Origin of the sequence: Lewinella sp. JB7, assembly GCF_024297185.1 — a bacterium.
Lineage (GTDB): Bacteria > Bacteroidota > Bacteroidia > Chitinophagales > Saprospiraceae > Neolewinella.
On sequence record NZ_JANCTD010000006.1, the window covers coordinates 239820 to 254312 of the forward strand.

Sequence of the window (14493 nt, forward strand, 5' to 3'; positions counted from 1 at the left end):
GGGCCGCGCTTTACCCGATCGCCTGAAGCGCAACCATGTTCTGGAACGTTTCCGAAGTCTGACATAGGCTCTCGAACGTTCCGATTTCGTACCGGCCACCGGGTTTCAGATAGAGGATCTTATCCGCCTTACGGATGGTCGACAGCCGGTGGGCAATCACGATCATGGTATAGCTTCCCGAAAGACTTTCGATATTCTCCTGAATCAAGTTTTCACTTTGGGAGTCAAGAGCCGAAGTAGCTTCGTCTAGCACCAGGATGTCAATGTCCCGGTAGAGCTCCCGGGCAATGGAGATCCTTTGTCGCTGACCCCCGCTAAGATTAACGCCATTGATCCCGATGTGGGTATCCAGCCCCTGCGATAGCGCGTTCACGAACTGATCCGCATGCGCCAGCCGCAACGCCTCCCATACGCGCGCCTCGGTTTCTTCGGTCCGTGGTTCCCAGAAGCTAATGTTGTTATAGATCGTATCGCTGAACACTTGCGGTTCTTGTGTCACGTATCCTATCCGATCACGCAACGAATAGGTGTCTATCCCCGGACTATCTATTCCATTAATCCATAACATTCCTGGTGGGACTTTTAGCAGTCCACAGATTATATTTACCAGTGTTGTCTTTCCAGTACCACTCTCCCCCACGATCCCTATAGTCTCGTTTTTGTGGATCGTTAAGTTGATCTTTTGTAAGAGGTCATTGTCTTCGTATCCATAGGTCAACCCGGTAAGCTCTATTGAATTGTCCACCTGATACATCGTATAACTCCCCGTAATCTCCTGATGCACTTCCAGATCGGCTACGAATGCCTCCATATTTTCAATAGATCCCGAAGTACCTAAAAAGGTATTATAATGACTTTGGACGGCTACAAGAAAGGTTAGCCCCCGGTAAAAAAACAGCAAACTTAAGATAAGAGCGCCTAAAGTCGCCCCAAAGATTTTAAGCTGAACTAATATTGCAATGACCACAATAGCCATTATAATCGGCTCCCGAATCGCTGTGGCAACGCTGTTCATCGTACCCACTTTTCGCTGTCCCCTTTCTACATGACGGATGGTCTGATCAATCTTTTCCTTGTATTTTTGAATGAGATTGGTCGCCTTCAAAAACTTGAAGCTGGATACGCTTTGGATCAGATAACCTTGAAAGGTGTGCGTCGTAGCGGTAATCTGTCGGGAAGCCTTTTTGGTAGTTTGGTAGATTTTATTAAAGGCCAAGTTAGACAAAAGTCCACCAACCGCAACGATTATTGCAAATTGTGGATTAGCCGTATACGCCAGTCCTATATACACCAAGGTCATTACCCCGAATTGGAGCATCGAAAAGTAACTCCGGAACGCCGAATTCAATCGCTCAACTTCATTACTGAACGTATTTTGAATCCGTCCGGAATCAGCCATCGAGAACGCGCGGTAGTCATAACCGGCCAGTAACTCCATATTGCGCAGTCGCACCAAATTCGCAAATCGCTGTCGCAGGATAACCATGTAGTAATCCGCAAAAAACTTCGCTACCCCCTTCAAAGCAAAGAAGATCAACATGATCAACAATACACTCTCCGTAGTAAGGACGACGCCGACCCCCTCGATCGCATCCGTAACCACGGACATATTACCCAGATCTTCACCCGAGTCATTGACGCCAGCTTCTCCACTAGTGGTCTTCAGCAGCGGGATAAACATCGTCAACCCGACTCCGTCCAGTATCGCGACGAACATCGCGGCAGCTAGCGCATACAGTATACTTTTCCCCAGGTATCTATAGAAAAAGAAGAAGTAGCGAAACAGCTGCTTCGGCAATAATTTTTTAGCCGTATTTTTCACCTCTTCACTAATATATCTCCTAAATACTTTCCGTACCCGCTCTTAGTCATAGCTTTCGCTAAGGACGACAGACGCTCATCATCAATCCACCCCATCCGCCATGCCACCTCCTCGATACACCCAATCTTAAGCCCCTGCCGCTTCTCGATCACCCGCACGAATTCCGCCGCGTCGTGCAGGCTTTCGAAAGTACCGGTATCGAGCCAGGCCGTGCCCCGCTGCATGATGCCTACCTGCAGTTCGCCCCGTTGGAGGTACCACTGGTTGATGTCGGTGATTTCGTACTCACCGCGGGCACTGGGCACGACGTTCTTAGCGACTTCCACCACCCGATCGTCGTAGAAATACAGTCCGGGTACGGCGTACTTGCTCTTAGGATCTCTCGGCTTTTCCTCTATCGATACGGCGCGCTGGGTCGTATCGAACTCCACTACGCCGTAGCGCTCGGGGTCATGCACCGGATAGGCGAACACCCGGGCACCACGGGTCAGGGAGGCACTCTCACGAAGCAACTGGGATAATCCGGCTCCGTGGAAAATGTTATCGCCCAAAATCAGGGCGCAGTCGTCACCGGCGATAAACTCCTCCCCGATGATAAAGGCCTGTGCCAGTCCGTTGGGCACTTCCTGCACCGCAAACTCGAACCGACAACCGAGTTCGCTCCCGTCTCCTAGCAGGTTGCGGAAGGCGGATTGATCCCCCGGTGTAGTGATGATTAGTATCTCCCGAATGCCCGCCAGCATCAGAATGCTCAGGGGATAGTACACCATGGGTTTGTCATACACCGGCATCAACTGCTTGCATACCCCCTTGGTAATGGGATACAGACGCGTACCACTGCCGCCGGCCAGTACGATCCCCTTCACGAGCGGTTTTGGTACATGGTCTGGTAATAGTCCTGATAGGCCCCGCTGGTGACGGAGCGCAGCCACTCCTCGTTCTCGAGGTACCAGTCGACGGTCTTCGCGATGCCCTCCTCGAACTGCAGGCTTGGCGCCCAGCCCAGTTCCTCCCGCACCTTCGTGGCGTCAATGGCGTACCGCATATCGTGACCGGCGCGGTCGGGAACGTAGCTGATCAGTTCCTCACTGCTCCCGCGTTCCCGCCCTAATTTTTCGTCCATCGTGCGGCAAATGACCCGCGCCAGGTCGATATTGCGCCACTCGTTCCCGCCGCCGATGTTGTAGGTCTCCCCCACCCTGCCCCCGTGCAGGATCGCGTCAATGGCGCGGGCGTGATCCTCGACGTAGAGCCAGTCCCGCACGTTCAGCCCCTTTCCGTAGACGGGTAGCGGCTTTTCGTGACGTATGTTGTTGATGAACAGCGGGATCAGCTTTTCGGGGAATTGATAGGGCCCGTAGTTATTCGAGCAGTTGCTGATCACGACCGGTAGTCCGTAGGTATGGTGCCAAGCACGAACCAGGTGATCGCTTCCCGCCTTGGAAGCTGAATAAGGACTCCGGGGGTCATAGTCGGTTTCTTCCGTAAAGTAGCCGGTCTCCCCCAGCGAACCGTATACCTCGTCCGTCGAGACGTGGTAGAAGAGCTTCCCACCGAAGTTTCCCTTCCAGGCTTCCCTAGCCGCCTGCAGCATCGTTGCGGTACCGACGACGTTCGTCCGTACAAATACCAGGGGGTCCTCAATGCTGCGGTCCACGTGACTCTCCGCCGCCAGATGAATCACGGTGTCGATCGGGTACACCGCGAAGATCTTCCGGATAGCGTCCAGGTCCGTAACGTCGGCCTTTACGAAGCTGTAGTTGTCCCGTTTCTCCAGATCCGCGACATTGGCCAGGTTACCGGCGTAAGTCAGCGCGTCGAGGTTGATGAAACTGTAGTCCGCATACCGGTTTACCAGCAGCCGCAGTACGTGTGACCCGATGAATCCGGCCCCACCCGTCACTAGAATCGTCTTTGAGGTCATGCCGCAATTTCGTCCAGCCATCCCGCCAGTCGACGGACCAGCACCGGGTGACTGTATTCCTCGATCGATGCGCGACTTCGCGAGGAGTGCTCGCCCGCCAGGTACCGTTCGTAGAGCAGACGGAGTTCGCGGGCGGCACGCGCAGGAGCAGCGTCGTACGGCAGGGAGCAACCGCTACCGGTGTCGGCGACGATGCCCGCCACGTCGCTGTCGGCCGGACCAAAGTTCACGATCGGCCGGCCCGCGGCCAGGTATTCGAAGAGTTTACCGGGAATACGACCGGCCGCGTTTTCCTGCTGGTTGAGCAGCAGCAGCAGAGCGTAACTGTCGACCGTCTCTTGCAGGGCCTCGGCGCGACTCACCGAACCGCCGTAGTAGGTCTGCGCATTCAGTCCGAATTCCGCGATCCGTTGCCGGACGCGGTGATCCACCTGTCCGAAGAGCCGCAACTGAAACGCCTCCGCAAATCCCGAAACCTCTTCCTTCAGTTGGGCGATGGCCGCAAACAACGCTTCCGGGTTGCGGTCGTGGCCCATAATGCCGAGGTGGGTCAGCGTAAATTTTTCGTGGGGTTTCCGGGTAAGTCCGGCGAAGTCGTCCGGGTCGTAACCCCAGTACAGTACCTCCACGTTTTTGGCGCCAATATCCTCGAGATCACGCTTCCAGCTCGGACTTGCGATGGTGGTACGTGCAGCCTGGTTGAAGGCCTCCCGTTCCATCCGCTCGTGTCTGCGCCGTCCCCAGGAGGTGAGGTGGAGCATCCGGTAGTAATCGACCTGCGTCCAGGGATCCTGAAAATCCGCCAGCCAGGGTAAGCCCGTCCGCCGGCTCACCAGGGTAGCGATGCGGGTATTGCTGTGGGGCGGGCCGTCGGACAGAATCGCGTCTACCGGGTTTTCCTCCAGATATTCGACCAGCCGTTTGACGGAACCTCGGATCCACAGCGCGCGGGCGTCGGGGATGAAGAAGTTACTGCGGATCCAGACCGCGAGCTGGTGTTTCCAGCCCCCCGCGCTTTCGTCGGTGTAGAAAACGTTGTTGACGTTCTCATCCGCCGGTTTGCCCATGAACTTCTTGTACCAGGCGTAGGGCTCAGTAATGGGTTGGCGGATGACTTCCAGATCGGGGGGAAGGTCGCGATCGTTGCTGTGGTCGATCGTCGGGTAGTGAGCATCCCGGGCCGTAAAAATCACCGGTTCCCAACCGTACCGCCGCAAGTACTTCGCGAACTTGAGGCAGCGGAGTACCGCGATTCCACCCGAGGGGGGCCAGTAATAGGAAATAATCAGGACCCGTTTCGGTAGGGCTTCGCCGTTCATGTGTCGAGACCACTATGTCCAAGTCGCAACCGCGGCAAGTTGACCACCTTGGTACACAATGCTACCAATACTTCTTTTTTGCCGTCGGCGACGGCTTTTCTTCCTGGGCGGTGGTCTGATCGTCGAGGGGAATCACGTCCGCGGGGGAAACCTCGCAGGTCATTAACCGGGCATCGAGACCACCGAAGGAGATGATGAAGGTCTTTTTATTCTTGGCACTCAGGTAGTGTCCCCGTACCCCGGAGAGGGGTCCGCGGCAAATTTCCACCAGGGTGCCGGGGTGCAGGGTTCCCAGTTTTTCCTCTACCACCCACTCCAGGGTGTCGTCGGAGGAGAGCCGCTTGAGCAGATCTATTTCCTGCAGCGTCACCTGCCGGCGATCCGCACCGATTTTGACAAAGCCAAAAACGAAGTTGACCCGTTGCACGATGAGCGCTTCCCGGGCTACAATCCGCACGAACAGATACCCCCCCAGTAGTGGAATACGCCGAACACCGGTCTTGGATTTGTAGTTAAAGGGGCGATCCCGGAGCGGCAGAAAACACTCTACGCCCTCCTGTTGGAGCAGCTTCGCCACTACCTTCTCCTTGCGGTGCCCCACCCGTACGGCAAACCAACGAGGTTCCGCCGGATGCAAATCATCCGTGTGGAGGGAGTTCGCGGGTTTGAGGGGTTTAAAATTGGCAGTTATCAGCACTAATGCAACCGATTTAGTAGAGGCGTAGCGTTCTAAGGGTGCGCAAAGATAAGTCTTTCGCTCTAAAAAACGACCGCTCCGGCACTTAAGTACCGAAGCGGTCGTCTAGTCTCCAAATCCACGAAATTCTACCGGGCGACCACGAATCGCATGCTTTCGGTAGCCCCGTCACCGATCACCTGCAGGGTATATGCCCCCGGCAGGAGGCCCGCCAGGTCAAGCCGGTGCTTGGCCGTCGTCGTACGAACTTCGCTGGTCGTCCGCCCTTCCCCGCTCACGATGCGCAGGGTGACGTTCGCCCCGAATCGGGTGGGGATGAGCACGTCGAGGAAGTCACTGGTCGCCGGATTAGGGAATACCTCCAGCCGATCACGTACCTCCGTGCCGGCCACGGGACGGGTAGCGGGTCCGGAGCCGCAGTAGGACTGCCGTTCGTAGCTGCCGATGTCCCGGCGATCGCCGAATACCCGGTGCCCGACTTGGTCCCGAGAACGATCGTCGGGGTCGCCCATGTCGATGACCGGGCTGGGGCACATGGGCATGTGCGTCAGGGTCGGACCACCGTTATCGGCCAGCGGACCAAAGTTCGCGGACATGCCCTCCTTATCGGTAGGTCCCGCCGGAAACTGGTTCCCGGAATCGTCACTGATTAGGTTATAGCCATTGGAGTTTACCATTCCCATGGGGGCGCCGAAGTCGGGGTACACCACCGCTACGTTGTCACTGATCGCCGTTCCGGTGATGAGCAGGCTCGATCCCGTTACGGGCTGCATGTATCCCCCACCGGTAGCCGCGCCGTTCATGGTGATGGTCACCTTGTCCAGATCGGCCGCGCCGGCGTTGGCGACGCCGCCGCCCCATCCTTCGGTGAAGTTGCCGGAGACAGTAGACAGGATCAGGGTCAACTCGCCGCCGGTAGCGTTGGTGATGCCCCCGCCGACGGTTTTCGGACCGCCCGTTGCCGAGTTGCCCGCGATGGTGGAGAAACTGACGAACAGTTCACCCCCGTTGTTGTAAACGCCGCCACCGCTGACGCCCTGGTCGGAGCCGGTTACGGAGTTGCCCAGGATGTTGACGCCCACGACGTTCATTTCCGTGCCGGCCTGGTTCCAGAGGCCGCCGCCCTCGTGCGCGGCGTGGTTACCGACGACGGATCCGCCCACGAAGGTGACCGTAGCGTCGTTACCCGTCACGTGAAAGGCACCCCCGTTACCGGGAGCGGAACCCGTCGAATTGTTCACGTAGTGAGTTTCGGCCGAAGAGTAGGTACCGTCAATCACCTCTACGGCGCCTCCGGCCCGGTTGGAGAGGTTATCGGCAAAGTAGGCTCCGGCAACACCGACGTCACCGCCGGTACTCAGTAAGCCGCCGCCGGAACCGGAAGTGCCGGTCGCGCGATTATAAGTTACGTGGGTGAGCGGGCCCACCAGCAGCGTACCGCCGTTGTTGTAAATACCCCCGCCGCCGTGATCCGGATCGTTGCCCTGGGCGATGTTGCCGTGTACCCGGGTCCCGATTATGGTCATGATGCCGGTGTTGTTCCAGAGGCCACCGCCCTCGGCGCCGGCGCAGTTGCCGCTCACCGAGCCACCCAGTACGCTGAGGTCGCCGTCGCTGCCGACGTGAATCCCCCCGCCGTTGCCGGGCCGATTGGCGACGATATTGCTATCGATCACCGAGTACGTGACGTAGAACACGGTGCCGGCCCCCGAAGCATCCTCGATGCCCGCACCGGCGCGGTTGGCGGAGTTGCCACTGACGACGGCGTCGTTTACGCGCAGGGTTCCCCCCGTAGCGTTCAGGACGCCCCCTCCACTGCCCGACGCCCCCGTGGCCCGGTTGTTCATGATCTTCGTTTCGTAGCCGATGGCCAGCGTACCGCCGTTGTTGTAGATGCCGCCTCCACCCTGGTCGGCGTCGCTACCCATGGCCACGTTACCGTGTACCATCACGTTGCGGACGGTCATCTTACCTACGTTGTTCCAGAGGCCGCCGCCCTCGGCACCGGCCATGTTGCCGCTCACCGAGCCGCCCAGCATGCTGAAGTCGCCGTCGCCACCGACGTGTACGCCGCCCCCGTTGCCGGGACTGTTGAATACCTGATTATTGTCGATCATGGCATCCACGGCGTAGGCGCGGCTGGGAGCTCCGGATGCGTCCTCGATGCCGCCGCCGGCCCGGTTCGCCACGTTGTTCATCACGTGAGCCTCCACGACGGCCAGCGATCCGCCCGCCGCGTTCAGGATGCCGCCGCCGCTGCCGGATTTACCGGTGGCGCGGTTGTTGGTGACCATCGTGCCGGGTCCGACGTACATATGGCCGCCATCATTGTACAATCCGCCGCCGCCCTGGTCGGGGTCATCGCCCTTGGCGACGTTGTTGTCCACTTCGGTCGCCATGATGCGCAGCTTTCCGGTCCCGATCCAGATGCCGCCGCCCTCGGCACCGGCCATGTTACCGTTCACCTCGCTCTCGTCGATGTTGAGGATGCCGTCTCCACCGACGTGAATGCCGCCGCCGTTGCCGGGAGCGGTAAATACGACGTTTTCGTTGATGTGGGACCGTGAAATGACCACGTCCGTACCCCCTCCGGAGGCATCTTCGATACCGCCACCGGCGCGGTTGGCCTTATTTTCGGCTACCAGGCAGGAGACCATTTCCAGGGTTCCCCCCGAACCGTTGAGGAGGGCTCCGCCCGAGCCCTTTTCCCCGAGGGCCGTGTTGCGGGTGAGCATCACCTCTCGGAGATACATTTTACCGGTATTGTAGATGGCTCCGCCGCCCTGACCGACCATCATGCCCTGAGCTCTGCTGCTCTTGATGAATACCTGGCGGAGGTACACCGTGCCGTCCACGTTCTGCAGGGCGCCCCCGCTTTCTTTCGTGAATCCGTTGACCATCCGCAACTGGGAAATGATCACCCGGGCTCCCCCCATGATGTTGAACACCCGGTTCGTCTGGTTGCCGGTCAGGATGGTCCGGGGCCAGCCGTTGCCCCGGATCGTCAGATCCTTGTCGATCTTGATTTCGGAGAGCAGGTTGAAATTCTTGAAGTTCGTAGCGACGGCGAAGGTGATCTCGTCGCCCGGCGCGGCGTCCATCACGGCCTGCCGCAGCGAACCCGGTCCGCTGTTGGCGCTGGTTGTGACGACAATATTCGCCGCGAAAAGTAAGGATAGCGAGGAAAGACCCAATACCAGGGTCATTACCAATCGCTTGGTGTAGAGGTTGTTCATAGTAGGTAGTTTGTGAAAAAAGTGCAGTCCAAGCCCGACCCGCATCGGCGAGCCGACAGTCGGGAACTAAACCTACGACACAAATCGCCTACTTGGTTTTGAAATTCACCAATAATTCAAAATTATTGTCTAGCCGAAAAATTTTAACTAAACATAAATTTTGAACGTGCCCGCAAATACCGGAAAATCCCTTAGTACCCACCAGCCCACCGGCGCATCCCCCATTCCGCGGCTAAGAGGGCCATCAGCAAAAAGAAGATGGCCTTGAGATTTACGACCGAACGGGTGTTCACCGTCTCGAAGAGTACGGGTTTCACCGTTCCGTCCGCCTCCAGTCGGGAGGGCAGCGTGGAGAGATCCGCGGGAAACAACAGCGCCCCCCCGTACCGATCGCTGAGTTGCCGGAGCAGACCGTGATCGGCTTCCAGGGCGTACCGCTCCAGTTCCACGGCCTGTACGCTGAAGCGACCCTCACTCACCAATTCTTCCGATCCGTCGTTGACTACCCCCCGGTACCGGTAGTTTCCCACCGGCAGTCGGCCGGCATCGAGAGCATAGGCGTTGGCGGTACGGGTAAATGCAAAATTGTATTCCCGCCCTTCCGGTCCGGTGACGAGGAGGGTCGCCTCCGGGCCATTGACCAGTTCATAGCTACTGTTGTAGAGTTCGGCATCGAACTGAACGGGCTCGTTCTCGTCGAAGATATTCTCCGCCACGCTGACCCGGAACCGCCGCTTGTCATCCTGAACCGTCAGGTACTGGGCGAGCTGACTGACGAGTTCGTCGAAGCGTTCGTGATTTCCGTGCTCAAGGTAGTCGAACAGCCGCCACTGCCACAATCCCGATCCCAGCAGTATGCCGGACCTCCGTCCGCGATTCTCCCCCACGACCAGAAGGGGGAATTCGGTATTCACCCGACCGATCCGCTGTCCCATGACCGTGCGGGCGGCGGGAGATACCGCGAACCGACCGAAGGGGGCGGACAGCGGGGGAAAGGTCGGCAAGGCCTGCCGCAGTTCCTCGCTCAGCGTAAAGGAATTGAAGGTAGGAATGAGGATGGCGGTAACCTCATTACCCTGCACCTGCGCTCCGCCGCCCTCTACCCTGACCAGATCCTGAGCCGCGTTGAGAATGGGCGGTGGCAAAGACGGCCCGGTAATGAAGAGCGTGGGCACCGTATTTTCCTCGGCGCCGGCGAGCAGGGACGATAGGCGCGTCACGGCCGTCGGTAAGTGGTGCAGCACGACCAGGTCGTACTCGGCCACATTGCCCGTGAACCGGTTGCCGTAGGCGGTCTCCACCTCATTGTTCCGACCGGCGGCAAGTGACTGCCGCAGAGCGGACAGGTCGGGATGGGGCGCGGCGGCCAGGAGCAGTATCTTCTGTCGGGCATCGAGTACGTCGACGAAGATGTCCCGCTGGTTATTCGCGGTACTCACCTCCTCCCCGATCGTGGTGACCGCGATCCGGTAGCGCTGGACCCCCGGCCGGTCGGCATCCAGCAAGATCTCGCGGGTGGTAAAGAAGTCCGGACCATCGATCGTGATCCGTTCGGTGTGCAGGACCGCCGTGCCGTTCTCCCCTACCCGGCTCACCGTCAGGGTAGTGGCGGCCGCCGCGGCATTACGGGCGTTGAGGTCCACCTGAATGGAGAACTGGTCGTCGAGGTAAGCGATGCGGTTGTGAAATACCCGACTGACGATCAGATCCCGGCGACGGGTAGTATCGCCCAGACCGACGGTATACACCGGTGCCCGCAGGGGATAGTCGCGGTACGCCGGGCTACTGCCCTCGTTGTATATACCGTCACTGGCCAGGATGACCGCTCCGAGATTTTGGGTGCCGTACAGTTCCCCAACTTCGGTGAGCGCGGCGTCAAGATTGGTCTTCTTGTCGCCGAAGGTGAGGGGGCCGCCATCGGTCACCGCAGCACCAAAGGTGTAATCGACTACCCGGTAGCTTTCGCCGAGCGTACTACGCAACCTGTCCCACTCCGTGACGTAGGCCGTGGTATCGGTTTCCAGTCCGACGGACTCGCTTACGTCCTGCAGCATCACGATCACGGGTTCCTCCCGGTCGGTGCGTACGAAGCGGAGCAGGGGGGAAAGCAGCAGCGCGGCCACCAGGCTATACCCAAGGAAGCGCAGGACGGCCATGGTCCACACCAGGGGGCGGGGACCCGGCGTCGGGGCCCGGAAGTACAGGAGGAGGGAAACCGCGAACCCGGCCAGCGCGCAGAGCGCGAGGTACCAGACGGGATATTCAAAGGTGATGTCTTGCATGCGGGGACGCGGGAGCGATGAGTACTACGCGACAAACTTATACCCAACGCCGCGGACGCTCAGGAAGTGTGCCGGATTTTTGGGATCCTGTTCGAAGTACTTGCGAAACGACAGGATGAAATTGTCGATCGTTCGGGTACTGGGATACACGTCGTAACCCCAGACCGACTGCAGAATCTGCTGACGGCTGACGACCTCCCCGCGCCGTTCGGTAAGAAGTTTGAGCAGCATGGCTTCCTTCTTGGTCAGGGTAAAGGTCCCCTGGTTGCCGCGGGCTTCGTAGGTGGCGAAGTTGACCTGATTGGAACCAAAGCGGAACAGGTCGGGCTGCACCTCCGGCGACTTGCTGGTCCGTTCGATGAGGCGGTTAACGCGCAGGAGCAGCTCCTCGAACACGAAGGGTTTGGTCAGGTAATCGTCGGCGCCCTTCTTTAGTCCCTGAATGCGGTCCTGCGCCTGATCCTTGGCGGTGAGGAAGATGATCGGGGTATCCCGGTTGGTGAGGCGGATTTGCTCCACGACCTGAAAACCGCTGACTTCCGGCAGCATCACGTCCACGATCATCACGTCAAAGTGCTGTTCTCCGGCGTGTTTGAGGGCGCGGCGGCCATCCTCGGCGGTGACGACCTCGAAGTTCTCCATTTCGAAGTTGAGCTTGACGGTTTCGCGGATGTTCTCTTCGTCTTCGACCAGGAGGATGCGTAGCATGTTGGGTGATTTGTTGTTTGTTACAATCCGTAGTCCCGAATGGTTGCGGCGGGGCGGGCCGGTACGCCCGGAAGCCGGGTGAAGTACGGAACACCTTGCCTTCCTAAGTATTTAATGTCGTTCTTTGTCCTTCCCTCGACGATCGATTTTCTATGAATAACTGGACCTTCTTTCGGGAAGCCATAAAAAATTTTCGCTCTACCGGCGCCATTGCACGCGCCTCCCCCGCGCTGGTCCAGCGGCTGATCGGTTCCATTCCGGCGAGCACGCCATTGCGGATCGTCGAACTCGGTCCGGGAGAGGGCTGCATCACCCGGGCGCTGCTCGATCGCCTGCACCCGAAGAGCGAGTTGGCGGTTTTCGAGATTAATCCGGCCTTCGTGGGGCGACTACGCACCATTCGGGATCCCCGCCTGGTGGTGAACCCCGTGGGTGCGGACCGCTTAGCCGAACATTTCGCGCCGGGAAGCGTGGACTTTATCGTATCCAGCCTACCCCTAAGCATGATCGAGCAGCCGGTAAAGGAAGAGATCATCCGGCAGTCGCAACGGATCTTGCGCCCCCGCGGCCGCTTCCTGCAATACCAGTACGCCCTGCAGGACTACGGCCTTCTCAAGGATAACTTCACCGATGTTTCCGTGAGCTTCACCCTGAAGAATTTGCCCCCGGCCTTCGTATACAGCTGCTCGTTGGGTATGCTATAATTAGCAGTTGGGGCGTTGCACGCCGGGGTAGGTGGACGTTTGCGCCGCAGATTGCCCGGAGGGCGCATATTCGAGCTGTAGATACTAGGGCGAGCCCGCACGGAAGAGTCGGCCTTTACCCGCTGCCCTGCTACTTAATGTACACCCGTTCGATCACGATGTCCTCTAAGGGACGGCTGGCCGGACCCGTCTCGATCTCGGCAATGGCCTCCACGACATCCATTCCGCTGACCACCTCTCCGAAGACCGTGTAGTCCTGATCCAGATCGGGGCGACCGCCGGCCTCCCGGTAGGCCGCACGCTGCGCCTCACTGTACTTGATGCCCTTGATGCGCTCGATCTGGTCGAGCATCTCGTCGGTTTGCAACTCCCCCGTCACGATGTAGAACTGGGAACCGTTGCTCTTTTTTTCCGGATTCTGGGTGCGGGCGGCGGCCACGGCTCCGTACAGGTGGGGGGCACCGATCTCGGCGTCGATCTCGTACCCCGGGCCGCCCATGCCGAGGGGTTGGTCGATCGTCGCGCCCTTACTGGTCGGGTCTCCCCCCTGGATGACGAAGCCGGGTACGACGCGGTGAAATAGCGTACCGGTGTAAAAGCCCTCTTCGGCCAGCTTGACGAAATTCGCGGCGTGACGTTCCGTCTCCGGGTAGAGCATGATTTCCACGTCGCCCCGGTTGGTCTGGATGACGGCGTGAGTAGGACCGCCGGATTGGCAGGCGGAAAGGGTAAAAAGGAAGAGGAATAGAGTGAGGATACGCATGGGATAAAGGTAAGGCGACCGGGATTACCCCAACATCCCCTCCTCCGTCTCCAGCTCCTCGAAGTAGGTAATGATCCGTTGCCTGAGCAGTTGCTCCTGCCCCTTTAGGTCAGTAGGCGGGATCTTGGCCGTGAGTTCGTAGTGGGGCCAGCCGTCGTCATCGCGCCCAACGAAGCGGTAGTGGCCCTCGTCGGCGAGCAGGCGGCAAACGGCCACGTGCATCAGATCGCGCTTTTCTTCCTTCGTAAAGTCGGCCTGCCAGCGACCGAGCTCCTGCACGCCGATCAAAAACAATAGGGCGTTAAGATCCGGCAGGGTATCTCGGTTAAAGCGGTCTTTGATGAGGTGGCGGACCCGCTGGTAGGCGAAGTCTTGTTCCCAGTCAGTCATGGAGGAGTGGATTTACTGCTACCTTGCCAGCGCCCGGAGCAAAGCTTTAACGGCCAGGGGGGTGCCGCCGGTTGAATCCAGTGACAAAAAGTGAAACGTTAATCATGCCGTTTACGACTACGCCCCTACCGGGACTTCAGGTGTTCGAACCCCGCATTTTCGGGGATGATCGTGGTCATTTCCTCGAATCCTACAACCAACGGACCTTCGCGGGGGCGGGGATCGATACCGTATTCGTGCAGGACAACGAAGCCGTCAGTGCCCGGGGGGTCCTGCGGGGACTGCACTTTCAACGGGAGTCGGCCGCCCAGACGAAACTCGTGCGGGTCACCTCCGGGGAGGTGTTTGACGTTACCGTAGACATTCGCCCCGACTCGCCGACTTACCGCCAGTGGTACGGTATTTATTTGAGTGGTGACAATTACCGACAATTGTACATCCCCCGGGGCTTCGCCCACGGTTATCTGGTCACGTCGGAGCGGGCCACCTTCCTCTACAAGTGCGACAACTTCTACGCCCCGGAAGCCGAGGGTGGACTGCGCTACGACGACCCCGCGCTCGGCATAGAATGGCCGATAATCGAAGGCGGCTACCGGGTAGCGGAGCGCGACCGTCAGTGGCCGCTGCTAACCTGAGGCCGCTCCCGCT

Annotated in this window: 12 protein-coding genes; 2 read left to right on the forward strand and 10 right to left on the reverse strand. The window is 58.9% G+C overall.

Annotated features, from left to right (window positions below; genetic code table 11):
* Positions 1 to 10: 10 nt before the first annotated feature.
* From NMA52_RS12620 to NMA52_RS12655, 8 genes are all read right to left on the reverse strand, one after another.
* On the reverse strand, positions 11 to 1822 hold the full coding sequence (locus tag NMA52_RS12620) for an ATP-binding cassette domain-containing protein (RefSeq protein ID WP_254828043.1): 1812 nt from the start codon (positions 1820 to 1822) through the stop codon (positions 11 to 13).
* Positions 1819 to 2688: a glucose-1-phosphate thymidylyltransferase RfbA gene (rfbA, locus tag NMA52_RS12625; protein WP_254828044.1), complete on the reverse strand. Its 870-nt coding sequence runs from the start codon at positions 2686 to 2688 to the stop codon at positions 1819 to 1821. The genes NMA52_RS12620 and rfbA overlap by 4 nt, the downstream gene beginning before the upstream one ends.
* A complete protein-coding gene (gene rfbB, locus NMA52_RS12630; protein WP_254828045.1) occupies positions 2685 to 3746 on the reverse strand; it encodes a dTDP-glucose 4,6-dehydratase in 1062 nt (353 codons plus the stop codon). The genes rfbA and rfbB overlap by 4 nt, the downstream gene beginning before the upstream one ends.
* Positions 3743 to 5065, reverse strand: coding sequence for a glycosyltransferase (locus tag NMA52_RS12635; RefSeq protein ID WP_254828046.1), 1323 nt, complete (start codon positions 5063 to 5065; stop codon positions 3743 to 3745). Before NMA52_RS12635 ends, rfbB begins: the two co-directional genes overlap by 4 nt.
* Positions 5066 to 5126: 61 nt before the next feature.
* Positions 5127 to 5762 (reverse strand): transcription termination/antitermination NusG family protein, encoded by a 636-nt coding sequence (locus NMA52_RS12640; RefSeq protein ID WP_254828047.1) that lies wholly within the window; start codon positions 5760 to 5762, stop codon positions 5127 to 5129.
* A 128-nt stretch (positions 5763 to 5890) separates the two neighbouring features.
* Positions 5891 to 8998, reverse strand: coding sequence for a T9SS type A sorting domain-containing protein (locus NMA52_RS12645; protein WP_254828048.1), 3108 nt, complete (start codon positions 8996 to 8998; stop codon positions 5891 to 5893).
* 191 nt (positions 8999 to 9189) lie between these two features.
* Positions 9190 to 11280 carry a hypothetical protein gene (locus tag NMA52_RS12650; protein ID WP_254828049.1) on the reverse strand — a complete coding sequence of 697 codons (2091 nt, stop codon included), beginning with the start codon at positions 11278 to 11280 and terminating at the stop codon, positions 9190 to 9192.
* Positions 11281 to 11304: 24 nt separating this feature from the next.
* Positions 11305 to 11988 carry a response regulator transcription factor gene (locus tag NMA52_RS12655; RefSeq protein ID WP_254828050.1) on the reverse strand — a complete coding sequence of 228 codons (684 nt, stop codon included), beginning with the start codon at positions 11986 to 11988 and terminating at the stop codon, positions 11305 to 11307.
* A 152-nt stretch (positions 11989 to 12140) separates the two neighbouring features.
* Here NMA52_RS12655 and NMA52_RS12660 point away from each other — a divergent pair, with 152 nt between their 5' ends.
* Positions 12141 to 12692, forward strand: a complete 552-nt coding sequence (locus tag NMA52_RS12660) for a class I SAM-dependent methyltransferase (RefSeq protein WP_254828051.1) — start codon at positions 12141 to 12143, stop codon at positions 12690 to 12692.
* 130 nt (positions 12693 to 12822) lie between these two features.
* Here the strand turns inward: NMA52_RS12660 and NMA52_RS12665 are convergent, their stop codons facing one another.
* A complete protein-coding gene (locus NMA52_RS12665) occupies positions 12823 to 13455 on the reverse strand; it encodes a peptidylprolyl isomerase (protein ID WP_254828052.1) in 633 nt (210 codons plus the stop codon).
* Between the two features lie 24 nt (positions 13456 to 13479).
* On the reverse strand, positions 13480 to 13845 hold the full coding sequence (locus tag NMA52_RS12670) for a hypothetical protein (RefSeq protein WP_254828053.1): 366 nt from the start codon (positions 13843 to 13845) through the stop codon (positions 13480 to 13482).
* A 104-nt stretch (positions 13846 to 13949) separates the two neighbouring features.
* On the opposite strand from NMA52_RS12670, the gene rfbC reads away from it, so the two are divergent.
* Positions 13950 to 14480, forward strand: coding sequence for a dTDP-4-dehydrorhamnose 3,5-epimerase (gene rfbC, locus NMA52_RS12675; RefSeq protein WP_254828054.1), 531 nt, complete (start codon positions 13950 to 13952; stop codon positions 14478 to 14480).
* The last annotated feature ends 13 nt before the right edge of the window (positions 14481 to 14493 follow it).